Annotated in this window: 17 protein-coding genes; 4 read left to right on the forward strand and 13 right to left on the reverse strand. The window is 73.5% G+C overall.

Going from position 1 to position 18957, the window contains the following annotated elements:
* Positions 1–42: 42 nt before the first annotated feature.
* The 7 genes from EDJALFJO_RS27190 to EDJALFJO_RS27220 all read right to left on the reverse strand — a co-directional run bounded on the left by EDJALFJO_RS27190 (position 43) and on the right by EDJALFJO_RS27220 (position 8173).
* Complete coding sequence (locus EDJALFJO_RS27190) at positions 43–1128, reverse strand: Fic family protein (protein WP_088289505.1); 1086 nt, start codon at positions 1126–1128, stop codon at positions 43–45.
* Positions 1129–1348: 220 nt separating this feature from the next.
* Entirely contained in the window at positions 1349–3220 is a 1872-nt protein-coding gene (iolD, locus tag EDJALFJO_RS27195; RefSeq protein WP_088289461.1) for a 3D-(3,5/4)-trihydroxycyclohexane-1,2-dione acylhydrolase (decyclizing), read from the reverse strand.
* On the reverse strand, positions 3220–4446 hold the full coding sequence (locus tag EDJALFJO_RS27200) for a Gfo/Idh/MocA family protein (RefSeq protein ID WP_143448813.1): 1227 nt from the start codon (positions 4444–4446) through the stop codon (positions 3220–3222). Before EDJALFJO_RS27200 ends, iolD begins: the two co-directional genes overlap by 1 nt.
* Positions 4443–5351 (reverse strand): 5-deoxy-glucuronate isomerase, encoded by a 909-nt coding sequence (gene iolB, locus EDJALFJO_RS27205; protein ID WP_088289463.1) that lies wholly within the window; start codon positions 5349–5351, stop codon positions 4443–4445. Before iolB ends, EDJALFJO_RS27200 begins: the two co-directional genes overlap by 4 nt.
* The gene (locus EDJALFJO_RS27210; protein ID WP_088289464.1) at positions 5348–6247 is read right to left on the reverse strand and encodes a hypothetical protein; all 900 of its coding nucleotides are present in this window, start codon (positions 6245–6247) and stop codon (positions 5348–5350) included. Before EDJALFJO_RS27210 ends, iolB begins: the two co-directional genes overlap by 4 nt.
* On the reverse strand, positions 6244–7257 hold the full coding sequence (locus EDJALFJO_RS27215; protein WP_233150062.1) for a PfkB family carbohydrate kinase: 1014 nt from the start codon (positions 7255–7257) through the stop codon (positions 6244–6246). The genes EDJALFJO_RS27210 and EDJALFJO_RS27215 overlap by 4 nt, the downstream gene beginning before the upstream one ends.
* Before the next feature lie 4 nt (positions 7258–7261).
* Positions 7262–8173: a sugar phosphate isomerase/epimerase gene (locus EDJALFJO_RS27220; protein ID WP_088289465.1), complete on the reverse strand. Its 912-nt coding sequence runs from the start codon at positions 8171–8173 to the stop codon at positions 7262–7264.
* Between the two features lie 175 nt (positions 8174–8348).
* Between EDJALFJO_RS27220 and EDJALFJO_RS33775 the strand changes: the two genes are divergently transcribed.
* Positions 8349–9377 carry a Gfo/Idh/MocA family oxidoreductase gene (locus EDJALFJO_RS33775; protein WP_158220586.1) on the forward strand — a complete coding sequence of 343 codons (1029 nt, stop codon included), beginning with the start codon at positions 8349–8351 and terminating at the stop codon, positions 9375–9377.
* A complete protein-coding gene (locus EDJALFJO_RS27230; RefSeq protein ID WP_198950696.1) occupies positions 9374–10417 on the forward strand; it encodes a LacI family DNA-binding transcriptional regulator in 1044 nt (347 codons plus the stop codon). The genes EDJALFJO_RS33775 and EDJALFJO_RS27230 overlap by 4 nt, the downstream gene beginning before the upstream one ends.
* A gap of 57 nt (positions 10418–10474) precedes the next feature.
* Here the strand turns inward: EDJALFJO_RS27230 and EDJALFJO_RS27235 are convergent, their stop codons facing one another.
* From EDJALFJO_RS27235 to EDJALFJO_RS27255, 5 genes are all read right to left on the reverse strand, one after another.
* Complete coding sequence (locus EDJALFJO_RS27235) at positions 10475–11032, reverse strand: hypothetical protein (protein ID WP_088289466.1); 558 nt, start codon at positions 11030–11032, stop codon at positions 10475–10477.
* Positions 11032–11601 (reverse strand): hypothetical protein, encoded by a 570-nt coding sequence (locus tag EDJALFJO_RS27240; RefSeq protein WP_143448815.1) that lies wholly within the window; start codon positions 11599–11601, stop codon positions 11032–11034. The genes EDJALFJO_RS27235 and EDJALFJO_RS27240 overlap by 1 nt, the downstream gene beginning before the upstream one ends.
* Before the next feature lie 156 nt (positions 11602–11757).
* Positions 11758–14637, reverse strand: a complete 2880-nt coding sequence (locus tag EDJALFJO_RS27245) for a vitamin B12-dependent ribonucleotide reductase (RefSeq protein ID WP_088289468.1) — start codon at positions 14635–14637, stop codon at positions 11758–11760.
* A 399-nt stretch (positions 14638–15036) separates the two neighbouring features.
* A complete protein-coding gene (gene nrdR, locus EDJALFJO_RS27250) occupies positions 15037–15549 on the reverse strand; it encodes a transcriptional regulator NrdR (protein ID WP_088289469.1) in 513 nt (170 codons plus the stop codon).
* A gap of 374 nt (positions 15550–15923) precedes the next feature.
* Positions 15924–16397, reverse strand: coding sequence for a LysM peptidoglycan-binding domain-containing protein (locus tag EDJALFJO_RS27255; RefSeq protein WP_088289470.1), 474 nt, complete (start codon positions 16395–16397; stop codon positions 15924–15926).
* A 167-nt stretch (positions 16398–16564) separates the two neighbouring features.
* Here EDJALFJO_RS27255 and lexA point away from each other — a divergent pair, with 167 nt between their 5' ends.
* Both lexA and EDJALFJO_RS27265 read left to right on the forward strand, forming a co-directional pair.
* Positions 16565–17305, forward strand: a complete 741-nt coding sequence (gene lexA / locus EDJALFJO_RS27260; RefSeq protein WP_198950697.1) for a transcriptional repressor LexA — start codon at positions 16565–16567, stop codon at positions 17303–17305.
* Between the two features lie 202 nt (positions 17306–17507).
* Entirely contained in the window at positions 17508–17750 is a 243-nt protein-coding gene (locus EDJALFJO_RS27265) for an acyl carrier protein (protein WP_088289472.1), read from the forward strand.
* A gap of 33 nt (positions 17751–17783) precedes the next feature.
* Here EDJALFJO_RS27265 and EDJALFJO_RS27270 read toward each other — a convergent pair whose 3' ends face one another.
* On the reverse strand, positions 17784–18923 hold the full coding sequence (locus EDJALFJO_RS27270; RefSeq protein WP_088289473.1) for an aminotransferase class V-fold PLP-dependent enzyme: 1140 nt from the start codon (positions 18921–18923) through the stop codon (positions 17784–17786).
* Positions 18924–18957: the final 34 nt, after the last annotated feature.

Consider the following 18957-nt stretch of genomic DNA (forward strand, 5'->3'; position numbering starts at 1 on the left):
CGTCCGGTCCCGCCGGACACCCTAGGGACCGACGCCGACAGCCTAGGAACCGGCGCCGGGGTCCCTGGCGCCGCCCCCGGGGCCGCGCCGGGTCCACGAGGCGGCGCGCCCGACCGAGTCGGGCTCGATCCTCCCTTCGGCCTTGAGGTGGTTCAGGGCGAGCCGGATGGTCGGGTCCGAGACACCGGGCAGCGCCGTCCGGACGTCCGCGATCTGGAACACGGACGGCGCGTGGTGCAGCACGTAGTCGCGGACCCGGTCCTGCTTGCTGCCGCCCGCGCGGGCGCGCGAGGTCAAGGTCGCGAAGTCGTCGTAGGAGCGTGCCAGCAGCCCGACGAAGTACCGGAGCCACACCCAGGGGTCGTGCTCCGCCTCGTGCCACTGCGCTGTCGATGCCAGCAGGGCGGCGTAGTACGCGTCGGCGGACTCCGCGATCGAGGTCTCGAACGAGACGTAGCGGGTCACGTCGTACCCGGCGTCCTGGAGCAACGCGTTCGTGAGCGCCCGTGCGATGCGACCGTTCCCGTCGACGAAGGGGTGGATCGTCAGCAGGTCGAGCACGAACAGCCCGATGACGATCACGGGATGGTGACGTCCAGCGGCCTGGGCTGCCGAGTAACGGGCGATCAGCTCGTCGAGGTACAGCGGCGTGAGCGCGGTCGACACCGGCGTGAACCGCTTGACCCTCGTCCCGTCCGGCAAGGTGTCGACGACGAGGTTGTCGACCTGCTTCAGCTGCCCGCCCGGGACCTCGGTGTACTGGAACAGCAGCCGGTGCAGATGCAGCACGAGACCGACGTCGAGCGGCCGCCACTGCTCCCGGTAGAGGTAGTCGAGCACCGACCGGTACCCGGCGAGCTCCTGCTCGCTGCGATCCCTCAGCTGCTCGTTGCTGCCGGAGAGGATGTCCGCCGCGCGCGCCCGGTCAGGCACGACCACGCCCTCGATCGAGGACGACGCCTCGATGCTGGCCACCCGGGCGCGATCGGCGAGGCTGGTCAGAAGCGCCGGCAGCTTGTCCCGGTACAGGGCCTCGCTCCCACTGCCGGCATCGATCCTGCGCAGGTCCGTGACCACGGCGAACGGCACGGATCCCGCCAGAGCGTCGAGGTCTTCGAAGGACTTCACGGACGCCGACCCCATCCACTAAACATGCTAAGAAGGATGTCGTTCTATTTAGTTTAGCAGGATCGCTTGCGTGGTTCCCGGAGCCCGCCTCGTCGGCCGCAGAACATCCGGATCACGAGACGCGCGGACCCCCGGACGCACCAACGCCCCCGCAGCACGGCGTGTCGCGCTTTCCTGGGCCGTTGTGACGTTCTGCGGTACGGCCGTCTCGCCCTACGGGCTACACCCCGCGGCGCTGCCCGGCCAGCCCCTTGTCGAGGGCCGCCCGCGCTTGCCGGACGCCGTCCAGCTCGCTCACCTCGGGGACGCCCACCTGCCAGAACGCGGACGCCGGCGTCCAGTCGTCCGCGCGGACGGCGGTGACGATGACGCACGTGCGGTCGGACTCCCTCGCCACGCGCAGCGCCGTCCGCAGGTCGTCGAGCGACGAGACCTCGGCGGCGTCCGCGCCGAGGGCGGCGGCGTGCGCGGCGAAGCTCACCCGGGCGTCCGCCCCGGGACCCCTGCTGTCGGCGAGCATCGTGTTGTAGGACTGGCCGCCCTGGCCCCGTTGGAGCCGGGAGATCACGGCGTGGCCCGCGTTGTCGCAGACGACGAGCACGAACGGCTTGCCGGACTGGACGGCCGAGTAGATCTCCGAGTTGAGCATGAGGTACGAACCGTCGCCGACGAGCGAGAAGACCCGCCCGCGGTCGCGGGCGAACGCCGCGCCCCACCCACCGGCGATCTCGTAGCCCATGCAGGAGAAGCCGTACTCGCAGTCGAAGGAGGCCACCGCCTGGCTGCGCCAGTTGATGTTCAGCTCTCCGGGCAGACCGCCCGCGGCGGTCATGACGTAGTCGTCGGCGGTCGCGACGTCCTGCAGAGCCCCGACGACCTGCGCGTAGCTCGGCGGCCACGCGCCGTCCGGGGCGGTCCGCGCCGTGACGAAGGCGTCCAGCTCGACCTGCGCCGTCCTGGCGCGCCCGGCCCACTCCGGGTCGACGGCCCAGCCGTCGAGCAGCGGGCCGAGCGCGGTGACCGACTCGCGGGCGTCCCCGACGACGGCGACCGCGTGGTGCTTGAGCGCGTCGAAGCGCGCGGCGTTGAGGGTGACGACCCGGGCGGACGGCGCGAAGCCGGTCCACGAGCTCGTCGTGAAGTCCTCCAGCCGGGTGCCGACCGCGAGCACGAGGTCGGCCTCGGCCGCGACGGCGTTCGCGGCGTCCGCCCCGGTGACGCCGATGGCGCCCGCGTAGCAGGGGTGGTCGGCGAGCAGGCTCGACCGCCCGGCCACCGTCTCCACGACGGGGATCGAGAAGCGCTCGGCGAACGCCGCGAGCTCGGTCTCGGCCAGGGAGTAGTGCACCCCGCCGCCGGCCACGACCACGGGACGCCGGGCCTCGCGCAGCGCCTGCGCCGCCCGGCGGAGCTGTCCGAGGTCGGCCCGGGGCCGGGCGATCTCGTGCACGCGGACGTCGAAGAAGGACGCCGGGAAGTCGTACGCGTCGGCGGCCACGTCCTGCGGGAGACCGAGGAAGACGGGCCCGCAGTCGGCCGGGTCGAGCAGGGTGCCGACGACCTGCGGCAGGCTCGCGAGGAGCTGGGCGGGGTGCGTGATCCGGTCCCAGTAGCGCACGACCGGCCGGAAGGCGTCGTTGACCGTCAGCGAGGGGTCGCCGAAGTGCTCGACCTGCTGCAGCACCGGGTCGGGCAGCCGGCTGACGAAGGTGTCGCCGGCGACGAAGAGAACCGGCAGCCGGTTCGACATGGCGACGCCGGCGGCGGTGACCATGTTCGTCGCGCCCGGGCCGATCGACGACGTCGCGACCATGACCTGACGGCGACGGCGGGCCTTCGCGAACGCCGCGGCGGCCAGACCCATCCCCTGCTCGTTCTGGCCCCGCCACACGGGCAGCTCGTCGCGGTGCCGCTCGAGGCTGTGCCCCAGGCTCGTCGCGTTCCCGTGGCCGAAGATGGCCAGGACCCCGGGGAACATCGGGCCGGCGGGTGCGCCGGGCAGGTCGTCCTGGACGACCTGCTGCGCCACGAGGTAGCGCACGAGGGCCTCCGCCGTCGTGACCCGCACGGTGCCGTCGCTGCTGTGCTGCATCAGTCCTCCTGTGCCGTGGTGGCTGCCGCGTGCGCGCCGTCCGCCTGCGCCCGCAGCGCCGGGACGCTCTCCCAGGTGCGGCTGCTCCACGAGTCGACGAGCGCCTGCTGGACGGCGACGACGTCGACCGCGTCGCCGAAGGACGGCGAGAACGACTCACCCGTCACGAGGCTCTGCAGGAACGCGTGGTCCTCGATCGCGACGAGGTCCTCGAAGCCGATCGCGTTGGCCTGCCCGGGGACGAAGGCGCCGTGGTACGGGAAGCGGTCGCCGCCGAAGACCGTCGTCCAGCCGGTCTCGTCCTCGGGACCGCGCCGGTAGTACTGCAGCTCGTTGACCCGCTCGAGGTTCCAGGCCAGCGACCCCTCGGTGCCGTAGATCTCGAACGCGTTCTGGCTCTCCGGGCCGACCATCGTCCGGCTGCACTCGAACGTGCCGGTGGCACCGCCGGCGAACCGGCAGAGCATCGACGCGAAGTCCTCGTTCTCGACGTCGCCGTGCGGGTCCTCGGGCCGGCCGCGGCCGTAGTGCGACGCGGCGCCGGTCGGCAGCGGACGGCGCGGGATCGTCGTCTCGCGCATGCCGACGAGCTCGCTGATCTCGTCCCCGAGGAGGAACCGGGCCATCGAGACGCTGTGGCTCAGGATGTCGCTCGTCACCCCGTAGCCGGCCTCCGCGAGCTTGAACCGCCACGTGAGCAGGCCCAGCTCGTCGCTGCCGTACATCGACAGGAAACGCCCGCGGTAGTGGGTGATCCGGCCGAGTCGGCCCTGCGCGACCATCGCCCGGGCGTGCAGCACGAGCGGCGCCCAGAGGTAGTTGTAGCCGACCCCCGACGGCACGCCCGCGGCGAGCGCCGCCCGGTACGCGGCGACCGCGTGCTCGGGCTTGCCGCCGATCGGCTTCTCGCTGAACACGGCCTTCCCGGCCGCGCAGGCCGCCTCGATCATCGGCACGTGGAGCATGTTCGGCGCCGTCACCCAGACCGCGTCGACGTCGTCCGCCGCCACGGCCTCCTGCCAGTCCGCGGTCGCCCGGGCGAACCCGAAGTCGCGGACGGCGCGCTCGCGGCGTCCGGGGTCGGTGTCGGCGCAGACGACGAGCTCGGGCGCGTAGGCGTGGTCCGGGAACAGCGACGGGAGACGCAGGGCGGACCGGCTGTGCGCCTGGCCCATCCAGCCCAGGCCGAGGACGGCGATGCCGACCCGGCGGCCGCCGGCGGTCACGGCCGCACCCGTCCGGCCGCGGACGTCCACGGCAGCCGCGGGTCGGCGGCGCCGGACGCCCAACCGGCCCGGATCCAGGCGTGGGACGGGTCGTCGCAGAAGGTCATCGTGCGCTCCTGACCGGGGCCGGCGAGAACGTTGAGGAAGTACATCGGGTACTCCGGCGGCGCCGCGGACGGCCCGTGGTAGCCCTCGGGGACGAGGTAGACGTCGCCGTCCCGGATCGTCACCGTCTCGTCGTGCGCGCCGTCGACGGTGTAGACGCGGAAGAGCCCGTGGCCGTCGGGATGCCCGTGCGGGCCGTCGAGCCGGCCGATCCGGAAGTAGTAGATCTCCTCGTTCGCCGTCGGGCAGCCGTCGAGCCCGTCGTGCCGGTGCGGCGGCCAGGAGGAGACGTTGCCGCCGGGGGTGACGACCTCGCACACCATGATCCGGTCGGCGCCCGAGAACGAGTCCGGGGTGGCGATGTCGGTGACCTGCCGGGTGGCCGCGCCCGCGCCGCGGACGGTGACCGGGACGTCGTCCGCCGCCGTGTAGCGGACCGGGTGGACGCGCTGCGCCCGCGCCGTGCAGACGGCGACCTCGCCGCCGGACGCGGCCAGGGTCAGCCGCGACCCGAGCGGCACGTAGAGCCAGTCGCTCACGGCGGCGAAGACACCGTCGCGGCCGGCGAGCCGGTGCTCGGTGCCGTCGACCGTCACCGTGACGTCGCGCGCGGACAGCGGGACGACGACGGCTTCGTCGCGGTCGAGGGTGATGCTCACCGGCCCGGCTGCGAGGTCGTGGACCCGCAGCCCGCTGTACGCCCAGCCGGCGTCCTCGGGCGTGACGGTGCACAGGTGCCCGGCCGGACCTTCCTCGGCCAGGGCCCGGGCGCTGCGGTACCAGCTGCGGGACGTGCTCATCCGTGCACCACCTCCACGGCGCGGACGGCCGCGCCCTCGACGTCCCCGTCGTGCGGGTAGAGCAGCGCGCGGCCGGGGATGAGACCGCGCACGTTGGGTTCGCGCAGACCGCGGGCCCACGCCGCGGCGAGCGCAGCGGCGCCAGGGCCGGAGTCGCCGCCGAGCAGCAGGATCGGCAGGCTCGTCGTCGCGGCCACCTCCGCGATCCGCTCGACGGGCGGGATCTTCAGCCAGGTGTGGGCCGAGCTCGCGCCGAGCCCGGAGGCGACGGCGACCGCCTGAACCATCCGCTCGTGCGAGGTGTCGAGGACGGCGCGGCCCGCGTCGTCCGTGCGGTAGGGCAGGGTCTCCACGACGGCCATGAGCTCCCGGTCGGACAGGGCGGTGACGGCGGCGGCGACGGCCTCGAGCGTCCGCGGGACACCGGGGTCGGCGACGTCGAGCCGGATCATGACCTTGCCGCCGTCGAGCCCGGAGGCCGCGACCCGCTCCGCGTCGTACGCCGTCATCCGGTCGTCGAGCTCCCACCGGGCGCCGACGATGCCGCCGCGGTTCATGACACCGATCGCGAGGCGGCCGTCGAGCGCGCCGAGCCAGGCGAGGTCCTCGAGGACGTCGGCACTGCCGAGGACGCCGTCGACGCCGGGCACCGCGAGCAGCCGCACGAGCCGGTCGAGCAGGGTGAACCGGTCGGCGGCGCCGAGCGGGTCGCCGCCGACGCCGACCTTGCCGCGCGCGGTGTGGTCTGCGGCGACGACGAGCAGCCGGCCGTCCGGGCCGACGAGGTCGCGGCGCTCCCGCTGCCGCAGCGCGTCGCGCAGCGACCGGGGGCGGCGGACGCGGGCGTCGAGGAGGTCCTCGTAGCGCCGGCGGGAGAGCCCGGTCCCGTCCGTCATACGTGCTCCTCGGGGTCGTCGGCGAGCGCGGCGGTCAGGTCGTCGAGGGTCGGCATGTCGTCGCTGCACGTGAGCCGGGCAGCGACGAAAGCGCCTGCGGCAGAAGCGGTCCGGCCGAGGTCGGTGAGCCGCTGCCGCTCCTCGTCCGCGGCGAGGCCCGACAGCGGCGGGCCGGCGAGGAGCCCGTGGACGAGCGCGCCGCCGAGCGCGTCCCCCGCCCCGAGCCCGCAGACGACGTCGACGTGCGGCGCCGGCACCCGGACCCGGTGCCGCGGGGTCGCGAGCAGGACGCCGTCCGGCCCGAGCTTGACGACGGCGAGGCCCACACCGGCGGCGAGCAGGGCGTCCGCGGCCGCGTCGGGGTCGTCCGTGCCGACCGCCACCCGGCACTCCTCGCGGTTGCCGATGACGACGTCGCAGGCGGCCAGGGCCGCGGCGGCGCTGCGCCGCGCGGCGGCGGGGTCCGGCCACAGCGCGGGCCGGTGGTCGAGGTCGAGCAGGGTGTACCGGGCCCGGCCGCGGACGGCGAGCCAGGCGCGCACCGCGTCGGCGACGGGGCCGCCGGCGAGCGTCGCGTGGCTGACCCAGAGCGCCGGCAGGTCGCGGACGACCTGCTCGGGCAGGAGGTCGGCGGTCACCTGCGTGTCGGGCGGGGCGGCGCCGCGGTAGAAGGCGACGGTCGGCGACTCCGGCGGGTCGAGCGCGACGACCGCGAGCGGCGTGAGCGTCCCGGGCACGGTGCGGACCCAGCGGGTGTCGACGCCGTGCGCGGCGAGCCGGGACCGGACGTACGCCCCGAAGCCGTCGTCGCCGACCGCGGTGACCGCGGCGGTACGGACGCCCAGCCGCGCGGCGGCGACGGCGACGTTCGTGGGGCTGCCGCCCACCGACTTGACGAAGCTCTGCTGCGCCTCGAAGCCGGCGCCGGGCTGCTCCGCGTACAGGTCGACGCTGACCCGGCCGACGGTGACGAGCTCGGGCATCGTCACCGTGGTCGGCGCCGTCGTCACGCCGTCACCGGGGCGTCCCCGGCGCGAGCCGCGGCGCGACGACCTCGCGCAGGTAGTCGAGCGAGGCGCGTACCTGCGTGACCGGGCCCTCCCCCGCCGCGGGCGCCCCGGTCGTCAGGGCGGTGTCCTGCTCGATGACGTACCGGCCGCGGTACCCGGCCGCCTCGAGGGTCTCGACGACCCCGGCGATGTCGACGTCGCCCTGCCCCAGCGGGGTGAACAGCCCGGCCTGGGTGGCCGCCATGATGCTCGTCTCGCGCCGCAGGACGGCCGGGGCCAGCGCCATCCGGACGTCCTTGAGGTGCACGTGCCCGACCCGGTCGACGGCGTCCCGGGCGAAGGCGACGGGGTCGACGCCGCCGATCGCGAGGTGACCGGTGTCGAGGCACCAGCGGACGTCGCAGCCGTCGAGCACCGCCGCGACGTCGTCCGCCGTCTCGACGAGGGTCTGGACGTGCGGGTGCAGCACCTGGGTGAGGCCGAACTCGGCGCACAGGTCGTCGAGCCGCGCCAGCGTCCCGAGCATCCGGCGCCGCTCGTCGGCGTCGAGGGGGCGCGGGACGGACCAGTCCGGGTCCATGACCGGTGCGCTGATGAACATCGTCGCCCCGGCGTCGCGCAGGAGCCCGGCGACCTCCCGGGCGTTCGCCATCGACGCCTCGACGAGCGCCGGGTCGTGCGGGACGATCGGGGTGAAGGCGCCGAGCAGGCTCATCCCGTACCGGTCGAGCAGAGCGCGGATGCCGGCGGCGGACGACGGGAGGAAGCCGGGCGCGCCGAGCTCGGTGCCGCGCAGGCCGAGGCCCGACATCTCGCCGAGCACCCGCTCCGCGGGGAGCATCTCGCCCCAGCCGGGCACCTCGCACACGCCCCAGGAGATCGGCGCGGAGGCGACCCGCTCGATGAAGTCGGACATCGGTGCTCCCGGTCCCGTCGTCGGACGGCTGCGACGGGCACCGTGGCGCCGCGTCGCACCGTGTCGTTGGAGCGTTCCAACAACGGCCGCAGTCTGGCATCCTGACCGGCGACGGGCAAGAGACCGCGCGGTGCCGCACCGGCTCCGGCGCCGCCCGCGCGGGAGAGGGGCACGGATGCGGATCCTCGTCGTCGGGGCCGGCCGGATGGGTGCACTGCGGGCCGAGGACCTCGCGGCCGACCCGCGCGTCGAGCAGGTGCTCGTGACGAACCGGACGCCGGACCGTGCCGCCGGGGTCGCCGCCCGCACCGGTGGCGCGGCCGTCGCCTGGGACGACCTGGCGCGGACCGCGGCGCAGGTCGACGCGGTCGTCGTCGCGCCCGCGACGGCGGCCCACGCCGAGGTGCTCGACGCCGTCCTCCCCCTGGGCCGGCCGGTGCTGTGCGAGAAGCCGATCGCGACGACGCTCGCCGAGACCCGGCGGGCGGTCGACCGCGCGGCTGCGCACGGGACCGCGGTGCAGGTCGGCTTCCAGCGCCGCTTCGACGCGGGGCTGCGCGCGGCGCACGACCTCGCCCGCACCGGCGCGCTCGGCACGCTGTACGCGCTGCGTCTGCTGTCGCACGACCACGAGCCGTCGTCGCCGGAGTTCATCGCCACGAGCGGCGGCATCTTCCGCGACCTCGCGGTGCACGACCTCGACCTCGTCGCCTGGCTCACCGGCTCACCGGTCGCCACGGTGCACGCGACCGTCGCGGTGCGCGAGCACCGGCGCTTCGACGTCCGGCACCCGAGCGCCGCCGGCCCCGTCCCGGACGGCGACGTCGCCGTCGTCCACGCGGTGACCGCCTCCGGGGTCCAGGTGAGCCTGCACGAGGCCCGGCACGACCCGCGCGGGCACGACGTCCGGGCGGAGCTGTACGGGTCCGGCGACTCGGTCGCGGCCGGGCTCAACGAGCGCACCCCGCTGCTCGCCCTCGACGGTCCTCCACCGGGCCCGGCACCCTACGGCGGCTTCGTCGACCGCTTCCGGGAGGCGTTCCGCGCGGAGACGTCCGCCTTCGTCGGCCTCGTCGCCGGCGGACCGAACCCCTGCCCGCCCGAGGCCGCGTTCGACGCGCTGCGGGCCGCGATCGGCTGCGAGCTGTCGGTCCTGCGGGGCGGTCCGGTGGACGTCACGACGATCAGCGCGGAGGAGCATTGACGGCCGCCTCCGCCGCACCTCGCGGCCGCCCGACGATCATCGACGTCGCAGCCCGGGCCGGGGTGTCGAAGTCGTTGGTGTCGCTGGCCTTGCGTGGCTCGGCGGCGGTGGCGCCGGCGAGCCGGGAGGCGATCCTCGCGGCCGCCGCCGAGCTCGGCTACCGGCCGAACGCCGCCGCGCAGGCGCTGGTCGCCCGGTCCAGCCGGACTGTCGGCGTCCTCGTGCTCGACCTGCACAACCCGGTGTTCGCCGAGATCCTCGACGGGGTGCTCGCCGGGGTGCGCGCCCGCGGCTACCGGACGATGGTCGTCACGGGCAGCGACGCCGCCCAGGAGCGGCCCGAGCTCGACAAGCTCCTCGAGTTCCGGGTCGAGGGACTCGTCCTCGTCTCGCACCGGCTCGACGCCGCGACGCTGCGCGCGATCGCGGCGGAGACGGCGGTCGTCGTCGCCACCCGGCGGGACGTCACCGGCCCGGGGATCGACACCGTCTGCACCGATGACCGGGCGGGGGCCGAGCTCGCGGTGCGGCACCTCGTCGCGCTCGGGCACCGGCGGATCGCGCACCTCGGCGGCGGGGACGACCCGGTCGCCAGGGACCGCGAGGCCGGCTACCGGGCCGCGATGGCCGCCGCCGGCCTGGAGCGGCAGATCACCGTGCTGCCAGGGGGTCTCGACGACGCCGCCGGCTACGCCGCGGCCCGCGCCGCGCTCGCTCAGCGGCATCGACCGACGGCGTTGTTCGTCGTGAACGACTTCGCCGCGCTCGGTGCACTGGCGGCCGTCGCCGACGCCGGTCTCGACCTGCCCGGGCAGATGTCGGTCGTCGGGTTCGACGGCACCCGGCTCAGCGGCCTGCGCTCGATCGGCCTCACGTCGGTGGCGCAGCCGCTCGCCGACATCGGCCGCCTCGCCGCCGAGCGCCTCTTCGACCGGATCGACGGCCGGCGCACCCGCGCCCGGCACACGGTGCTGCCGGCGGCGCTCGTCGAGCGCGCGACGACGGCACCTCCCCGCCGCCCGACCACCACTGTGGGGTAAGGACGACGGCGGGTTGCCGTAGTCCTTACCCCACAGACGGCGAGCGTCCTGAGCAACTCACATGGGGTCGTCGACGATCGAGGCCCGCTTGTACGGCACGAGGGCGTCGCGCAGCTCGCCGTAGAGCGCCCACAGGGTCTGCTCGACGCGCTGGGTGTCCTCCGGGCCGTCGTACTCGGTGAGCTCGACGAGGATCTGCTTCGTCGCGGTCACGGTGTTGAGCTGATGGTCGAGGCGGACCTGGCCCATCATCGGCATCCGGAGGATGTTCCTCGCGTCGGTGCGCCACATCGCGAGCAGGTCGTCGGGGTCGGCGATGAAGTTCTTCACCTCGGCGACCATGCGCAGCGTCGCCTTGGAGCCGATGATCTTCTCCTGGATCGCCCCGCCGCCGGTCTTGCGGTCGAGGACGACCGTCAGCGTGTGGAGGACCGGGTCGGCCGGGGTCGCGAACTGGACGGCCTGGAAGCCGCTGTCCTCCGCGAGGCCGGTGCTGAACCCGATCGTCGGGAAACCGCGACGGCCCATCGCCGCGATGATCTGCCCGACGACGGCCTCGTCGCGGGACTCGCGGGCCTCCGAGCGGGCCGCGAAGTCGGTGAGGAGCTTGAGCATCAGCCGGCCAGCCTTCCGGTGAGGTACTTGTGGAGCGACTGCGCCGCGACGTGCAGGTCACCGGCGATCGGCGCCCTGACCGTGAACCCGTCGAAGTAGTCGTCGAGGTCGAGGATGAGCGGCACGGTCGCGTAGACGTAGCCGGTGGACATGTCGCCGTCGACCGTGATGACGCCCGGCTCGGACGCGTTCTCCACCATGTTCGACTTCAGCTCGTCCTTGATCGCCTGCTTGATCGCCGAGAAGTCGTCGGCCCGCAGCCCGTACGCGACCTGGACCTCGACGAGCCGGCCGAGCGCCTTCGCCCGCACCGGGTCCTCGCAGAGCGCGACGAGACGGACCAGGAGGCGGTCCGTGCCCTGGCCGGCCTGGAACCGCACCATGTGCGAGGTGCCGTCCGACTCCAGGTCGATGAGCCGCCAGCCGCCCGACACGTACGACGTGATGACCGCGCCGAGCGCGACGTCGTCCGCGCGGCGCGAGTACTCCCAGGCGTTGTAGCGCTTCCACGAGGCGGCGACGAGCGCGGTGAACCGCGCCTCCCCCACCTCGGTCTGAGTGGTCGTCAACGGGTCGCCCTTCCGGTCGCGGATCCTCGAGCCAGCACCACGATTCCTACCGCACGAGCCGCCGCCCGGTCCGGCGGACGCGATGATCGCACCGTCCCGGAACGACAGCGCCGCCCGCCCCGGGAACGGGGCGGACGGCGCTGTCGGTCGTCAGGTTCAGCTGCAGCCGCTCGTGCTCCCGCAGCCCTCGCAGACGAAGCACGAGCCCGCGGGCCGCATCTTCGTGCCGCAGGTGAAGCACATCGGCGCGTCCGAGGCGATGCCGACGAGCTTCTCGAGGAGCTCGGCCGAGGAGTGCACCTCGACCGGCGCCGGCTTCGCGACGGCCGAGGGCTTCTCGGCCTTCACCTCCGCCTTCGGCTTCACGGACGGCGCCGACTGGGCGAGCGTCTCGAGGTCCTCCTCGGAGACGTCCTCGGAGGAGTCCTCGAAGTACGAGCCCGTCTCGAGGTGGCGGGCCCGCTCGGCGGCGCTGTGGATGCCGTACGCGGACCGGGTGTCGAAGTCCATGTAGTCCAGCGCGAGCCGGCGGAACACGTAGTCCATGATCGACTGCGCCATCCGGACGTCCGGGTCGTCGGTGAGACCCGCCGGCTCGAACCGCAGGTTCGTGAACTTCTCGACGAACGTCTCGAGCGGCACGCCGTACTGCAGGCCGATGGACACCGCGATGGAGAAGGCGTCCATGACACCGGCCAGCGTGGAGCCCTGCTTGCCGAACTTCAGGAAGAGCTCGCCGAGGCCGTCGTCCGGGTAGGAGCCGGCCGTGAGGTAGCCCTCCGCGCCGCCGACCGCGAACGAGATCGTCTGGCTCGGACGACGCTTCGGCAGGCGCTTGCGGATCGGCCGGTACTCGACACGGGTCTCGACGACCGTCTCGGTGGCCGTCGCGTCGGTCTTCTTCGCCTTCGCGTCGGACAGCGGCTGGCCGACCTTGCAGTTGTCCCGGTAGACCGCGAGGGCCTTGATGCCGAGCTTCCAGCCCTGGAAGTAGACGTCGGCGATCTCCTCGACCGTCGCCGTCTCGGGCAGGTTGACCGTCTTGCTGATGGCGCCGGACAGGAACGGCTGGCAGGCCGCCATCATCCGCACGTGGCCCATCGGCTTGATGGACCGCTCGCCCATCGCGCAGTCGAAGACGTCGTAGTGCTCCCGCTTGAGACCGGGGGCGTCGATGACGTGCCCGTGCTCGGCGATGAACTCGACGATCGCCTCGACGGTCTCCTCGGCGTAGCCCATCTTGCGCAGGGCCATCGGGATCGTCTGGTTGACGATCTGCATCGAGCCGCCGCCGACGAGCTTCTTGAACTTGACGAGCGAGAAGTCGGGCTCGATGCCCGTCGTGTCGCAGTCCATCATGAAGCCGATGGTGCCGGTCGGCGCGAGCACCGAGGCCTGCGCGTTGCGCCAGCCGCTCTTCTCGCCGATCTTGTTGCCCAGCTCCCACTCCCGGGACGCCACGCGGTGCACGTCCTTGTCGAGCGAGGTCACGGTGCGGACGGCGTCGTTCGCCGCCGCGTGCTTGCGCATGACCCGGCGGTGCGCGTCCGCGTTGCGGGCGTAGCCCTCGTACGGGCCCACGACGCCGGCGAGCTCGGCGGAGCGGCGGTACGCCGTCCCCGTCATGAGCGAGGTGATGGACGCCGCCAGCGCGCGGCCGCCGTCCGAGTCGTACCCGAGACCCGACGCCATGAGGAGCGCACCGAGGTTGGCGTACCCGATGCCGAGCTGGCGGAACTTGCGGGTCGTGTCACCGATCGGCTCGGTCGGGAAGTCCGCGAAGCAGATCGAGATGTCCATCGCCGTGATGACGAGCTCGACCGACTTGACGAAGAGCTCGGCGTCGAACGCGCCGTCGTCCTTGACGAACTTCATGAGGTTGAGCGACGCGAGGTTGCACGACGAGTTGTCCAGGTGCATGTACTCCGAGCACGGGTTCGAGGCGTTGATCCGGCCCGACTCGGGCGTCGTGTGCCAGTCGTTGATCGTGTCGTCGTACTGGATGCCGGGGTCGGCGCAGTCCCACGCCGCCTTGGCCATCTTGCCGAAGAGCTCCTTGGCGTCGACCGTCTCGATGACCTCGCCGGTCGTGCGGGCCCGCAGGCCGAACCGCTCGCCGTTCTCCACCGCGCGCATGAACTCGTCGCTCACCCGGACCGAGTTGTTCGCGTTCTGGTACTGGACGCTGACGATGTCCCGGCCGCCGAGGTCCATGTCGAACCCGGCGTCCCGCAGCGCGCGGATCTTGTCCTCCTCGCGCGCCTTGGTCTCGATGAACTCCTCGATGTCGGGGTGGTCGACGTCGAGCACGACCATCTTCGCCGCGCGCCGGGTCGCCCCGCCGGACTTGATGGTGCCCGCGGACGCGTCGGCACCTCGCATGAAGGAGACCGGCCCGGACGCCGTCCCGCCGCTGGCGAGCAGCTCCTTGGAGGACCGGATCCGGGAGAGGTTGAGGCCGGCGCCGGAGCCGCCCTTGAAGATGAACCCCTCCTCCTTGTACCAGTTGAGGATCGAGTCCATCGAGTCGTCGACGGCGAGGATGAAGCACGCCGAGACCTGCTGCGGCGCAGGCGTCCCGACGTTGAACCAGACCGGGGAGTTGAAGCTGAAGACCTGGTGCAGGAGCATCCACGTCATCTCGTGCTCGAACACCTCGGCGTCCGCCTCGGACCCGAAGTAGCCGTAGTCCTTGCCGGCCTTCGTGTACGTGAGGACGACCCGGTCGATGAGCTGGCGCAGGCTCCACTCCCGCTGTGCGGTGCCGACGGCACCGCGGAAGTACTTCGTCGTGACGATCGTCGAGGCGTTGAGGCTCCAGAAGTCCGGGAACTCCACGCCCTTCTGCTCGAAGATCGTCTCGCCGGACTTCCAGTTCGTCTGGACGACGTCGCGTCGCTCCCACGTCACCTCGTCGTAGGGGTGGACCCCCGCGGTGGTGTAGACGCGCTCGATCGTCAGGCCCTTCCGCTGGATCTTCGGGGTGTCTCCACCCCGCGTCTTGCGGGCCCCGGGGCCGGACGCGGTCTCCGTCATGTCTGCTGCTTCCCCTCGTGCTGTCTCCGGGCGCGTCGGCGCCCGCCTGGACTCGAGACGGCTGGATCTGCCGGCCCGATCGGGTCTGTCGGTGCTCTGCCTGTCGTGCGAATCGCTGCGTGCCACTGGCTCTGGTGCATGCCCCCGGTGCTGCATCCGGAGCCGTCGGGCCCGCACGGGCAGGTCCGGCGGCCGGGGGCCGACGGACGGCGCAGGTGCGGTGGGCGGTTCGGGTGCGGTGCGGTGTTTCGGGGTGGGTGGTGCGGTGCTGCCCTGCGGTGCTGCCGTGCGTGGTGCCTGACGCCGTCGTGCCTGGTGCCGTGCTCCGTGCGGTGGATCCTGGCCGTGCGGTGGAACCGCCGGCGGCGTCGCCTTCCCCTGCGTCGCCGCCGGCGGTGATCAGGGGGCCCCGCCGGGGGGACCGACGGGACCGGGGGCGACAGGCCCCGGTTCGACGCCGGTGGGCTCGCGCTCGGCGCGGAGCATCGTGATGGCCGTCTCGAAGTCCTCGAGGTCGTCGAACGCCTGGTAGACGCTCGCGAAGCGCAGGTAGGCGACCTCGTCGAGCTCGCGCAGCGGCCCGAGGATCGCCAGCCCGATGTCGTGGGCGTCGATCTCCGCGACGCCGGTCGCCCGGACCGCCTCCTCGACGCGCTGGGCCAGGAGGGCCAGGTCGTCCTCGCCGACGGGGCGACCCTGGCAGGCCTTGCGGACGCCGCTGACGATCTTCGAGCGGCTGAACGGCTCGGAGACGCCGGCCCGCTTCACGACGGTGAGGCTCGCGGTCTCGACGGTGCTGAAGCGGCGGCCGCACTGGGGGCACTGCCGCCGCCGGCGGATCGCCGTGCCGTCGTCGGCACTGCGCGAGTCGACGACCCGCGAGTCCGAGTTCCTGCAGAACGGGCAGTTCATCGTGCACCCCTCCTTCCGCGTCGCCGCGCTCCCGACGTCGCTCCGACGGCGCCGTCCGTTCCGCTCCCGCCAGTCGCTCCCCCGCCCGCCTGTGGACAGACCTGGGGAGTTCCTGTGGGGAACCCCCGATTTTCTGGGGATGACCCTGGGGACTAGATGTGGACGGCTTACATCGGTGTAACTACTAGATGTAGGGGTAACGCTAAGCCTGTCGTCGGGGCCGTGCAAGCCCGACACGCGTGTCGCGAGAACGTCGCTGGTCACTCGGCGTGCCGATCTGACTACTGAGAGAGATCACACCCAGGTCCGAGCGAGGGGCCGCCGCAGGATGTGGACGGAGCGGATCCGGCTCGACACGAGAGGTGACGGACGTCTCAGCCCGCGACCGGGACGGCGATCCGGCGACCGGCCTCCAGGGACCCGCTCTCGAGCGCGTTGAGCTCGACGATCCGGGCCACGGTGTCGCGCCGGTCCACGCCCGGGGCGACCCGGCCGGCGATCTGCCAGAGGCTCTCCCCCGGCTGGACGACGTGATAGGCCACGGGGACCGGCGTCGCCGACTCGTCGGCGTGGGCGACGCGCCCGCCGCCGAGCACGACGACCGCGGTGACGAGGAGGCCGAGCAGGACCATGGCGAGGCGGACGACGGCCCGGCCGCGACGCGTGAGGCGGAGCCGGGCGGGCCGGGTGCCGACCTCACGGCGCCCGGCCGGCGCGGGCGCGGTGACCAGGCGCAGGTCGGGGCGCGCCTGGGGGCGGCCCGCAGGGACGGCCACCGGGCGGGTCGCCGCCCGGGCGACCGCACTGGTGCCGCGGACGGCGGTGGTGCCGAGAACGTAGGTGCTCATGTCAGCCTCCGACGCGGGGGAAGGATCGAACCCGTGTTCGATCGAACGTCTGTACGGTTCTATCACCGGGCACCGACAGAGTCGAGACACGTTCGAACATGTGTTTGAAACGTGTCGCGGCGGGCCCTAGCGTTACGACCGGCAACCCCACCGAGGAGGAGGCGCACATGAGCCGCGGCGACCAGCAACCGGAGCCCGACGCGACGCAGGAGCCGGGAGCCCGGGTGCACGCCTTCCCGGACGGCCCGGCCGGCGGCGACGGACTCACGTCCCGGCAGAGGCTCGTCCTGGAGACGATCCGCGACTCCGTCGAGCGGCGCGGGTACCCCCCGAGCATGCGGGAGATCGGCGAGGCGGTCGGGCTCACGAGCCCGAGCAGCGTCGCCCACCAGCTCACGACGCTCGAGCGCAAGGGCTTCCTGCGCAGGGACCCGAACCGGCCGCGGGCGATCGAGGTCATGATCCCCGGCGCCGGGTCGGCCGCGGTCGAGGACGCCGGTGTCGACGAGACCGGTGCGGGCGACGACCGCCCCACGCCGTCCTACGTCCCCGTCGTCGGCCGGATCGCGGCCGGTGGCCCGATCCTCGCCGAGCAGGCCGTCGAGGAGGTCTTCCCGCTGCCCCGCCAGCTCGTCGGCGACGGGCAGCTGTTCCTGCTCAAGGTCGTCGGCGACTCGATGGTCGACGCCGCGATCTGCGACGGCGACTGGGTCGTCGTCCGGCAGCAGCCGGTGGCCGAGAACGGCGACATCGTCGCCGCGATGATCGACGGCGAGGCGACCGTGAAGACCTTCAAGCGCCGGGACGGGCACGTCTGGCTCATGCCCCACAACCCCGCGTACCAGCCGATCCCCGGTGACGACGCGACCGTGCTCGGGCGCGTCACGGCGGTCCTGCGGCGGATCTGAGCCGCTCGCGCACCGGCGTCGCCTCTTCGTACCGGGGGCGACGCCCGGTGAACGGGTGAACCTTCGACGATCGGTCACCCTGTGCGGTCGGTCTGTGACTCAATGTCGATCAATCTGGGTCACCGACCGGCGGGAGGTGCCGCGGGGCGGCTAGTCTGACCGCCGAGTCGACGTCCCGTTTCCCGGGTCTGGAGGATCCCCCGTGCAGGCACCCGACCTCGACGGCACCGTCCGGCACGTCGTCGCAGCGCATCTCGACCTCGCCCCGGAGGTGCTCACCGGGGACCTCGCGCTCGGCGACCTCGGCCTCGACGACGACTGCGCGTTCGAGCTGCTCGTCGCCGTCGAGGAGGCCCTCGACGTGCGTTTCCCGGACGACTTCTTCGACGGCGTGACGACCTACGGCGAGCTCACGACCGCCGTCCGGGTGGCCGTCGGCGGCTGACCGGACGGCCCCGCACCGGCGGCCTCGCGGCCCTCAGCCGAGCCCGGCCGCCTGCAGGGCGGCTGCCGCGCGGTCGACGTCCGCCTCGTCGTTCCAGACGTGGAACGACATCCGCACCAGCCCGGCCCGGCCGGCGACGGCACACCCGGCGAGGTCGAGCGCGCGGCGCCGCGCGCCGTCCGGGTCCGGCAGCGAGACGATCGCGCTGCCGGCCGGGGCCAGCCCCAGCCGGGCCCGCAGCCCGTCGGCGAGCGCCACGTCCCAGGCCCGGACCTCCTCGGTGCCCACAGCGGCGAGCAGCTCGAGAGCGACCGCCGTGCCGACCCAGGCGTGCCACGCCGGGGAGACGTCGAAGCGCCGGGCGTCGGAGGCCAGCGTCATGTCCGGCCCGTAGGTCGAGGACCACACGTCCTGACCCGCGTACCAGCCGGCCGCGGTCGGCCGCAGCCACGCCCGCGCCTCGGGGCGCACCGTGAGGAAGGCCGTCCCGCGTGGCGAGCACAGCCACTTGTACGCCGAGCAGACGGTGACGTCGTCCGCCCCGGCGTCGAGCGGGAGCCAGCCGGCCGCCTGGGTCACGTCGCAGATCGTCCTGGCCCCGACAGCGCGGGCGGCCTCCCGGACCGCGGTGGCGTCCGCGACCCGGCCGTCGGCGGACTGCACGAGCGAGTAGGCCACGACGGAGGTGCCGGGACGGACCTCGGTCGCGAGCGCCTCGAGCGGCACCTGCCGCACCGTGACCCCGCGGTCGGCGTGGACGAGGAACGGGAAGACGACCGACGCGAAGTCGCCGTGCACCGTGAGCACCTCGGCACCGTCCGGCAGGGACGACGCGACGGTCCCGACGAGCACGCTGGCCTGCGAGCCGACCGCCACGTCCGACACCGCGGCACCGGCGATCCGGGCGTACGCCGCGCGCGCCCGGCGGACGTCCTCGTCGAACGCGGCCGCGTCGCTGCGACCGGCCTGCCAGTCGTCGAGCGCCCCGCGCAGCGCGGCGACGACCGGCGCCGGCGGCAGGCCGAGGGTCGCCGCGTTGAGGTAGCCGGGGACGGGCGCGAAGGACGCCCTGAGCGCCTCGAGCGCCGGACCGGGGGACGGCGCGGCGGCGACGGACGACGAGGCCACGGGCGCCGGGGGGAGCGACGACGAGGCGGCGGACGACGAGATCATGCGCCCGAGTCTCCCCTCCGCGCTCGCATCACAC

Source organism: Kineosporia sp. A_224, assembly GCF_002198655.1.
GTDB lineage: Bacteria > Actinomycetota > Actinomycetes > Actinomycetales > Kineosporiaceae > R-H-3.

Bases quoted from the DNA above. Each gene is read 5' to 3' on its own strand.
- EDJALFJO_RS33775 (WP_158220586.1), top strand. From the start codon at position 8,349: ATGCGGATCCTCGTCGTCGGGGCCGGCCGGATGGGTGCACTGCGGGCC.
- EDJALFJO_RS27235 (WP_088289466.1), bottom strand. From the start codon at position 11,032: ATGCTCAAGCTCCTCACCGACTTCGCGGCCCGCTCGGAGGCCCGCGAG.
- EDJALFJO_RS27245 (WP_088289468.1), bottom strand. From the start codon at position 14,637: ATGACGGAGACCGCGTCCGGCCCCGGGGCCCGCAAGACGCGGGGTGGA.
- iolD (WP_088289461.1), bottom strand. From the start codon at position 3,220: ATGCAGCACAGCAGCGACGGCACCGTGCGGGTCACGACGGCGGAGGCC.
- EDJALFJO_RS27270 (WP_088289473.1), bottom strand. From the start codon at position 18,923: ATGATCTCGTCGTCCGCCGCCTCGTCGTCGCTCCCCCCGGCGCCCGTG.
- lexA (WP_198950697.1), top strand. From the start codon at position 16,565: ATGAGCCGCGGCGACCAGCAACCGGAGCCCGACGCGACGCAGGAGCCG.
- EDJALFJO_RS27210 (WP_088289464.1), bottom strand. From the start codon at position 6,247: ATGACGGACGGGACCGGGCTCTCCCGCCGGCGCTACGAGGACCTCCTC.
- EDJALFJO_RS27220 (WP_088289465.1), bottom strand. From the start codon at position 8,173: ATGTCCGACTTCATCGAGCGGGTCGCCTCCGCGCCGATCTCCTGGGGC.
- EDJALFJO_RS27255 (WP_088289470.1), bottom strand. From the start codon at position 16,397: ATGAGCACCTACGTTCTCGGCACCACCGCCGTCCGCGGCACCAGTGCG.
- nrdR (WP_088289469.1), bottom strand. From the start codon at position 15,549: ATGAACTGCCCGTTCTGCAGGAACTCGGACTCGCGGGTCGTCGACTCG.
- iolB (WP_088289463.1), bottom strand. From the start codon at position 5,351: ATGAGCACGTCCCGCAGCTGGTACCGCAGCGCCCGGGCCCTGGCCGAG.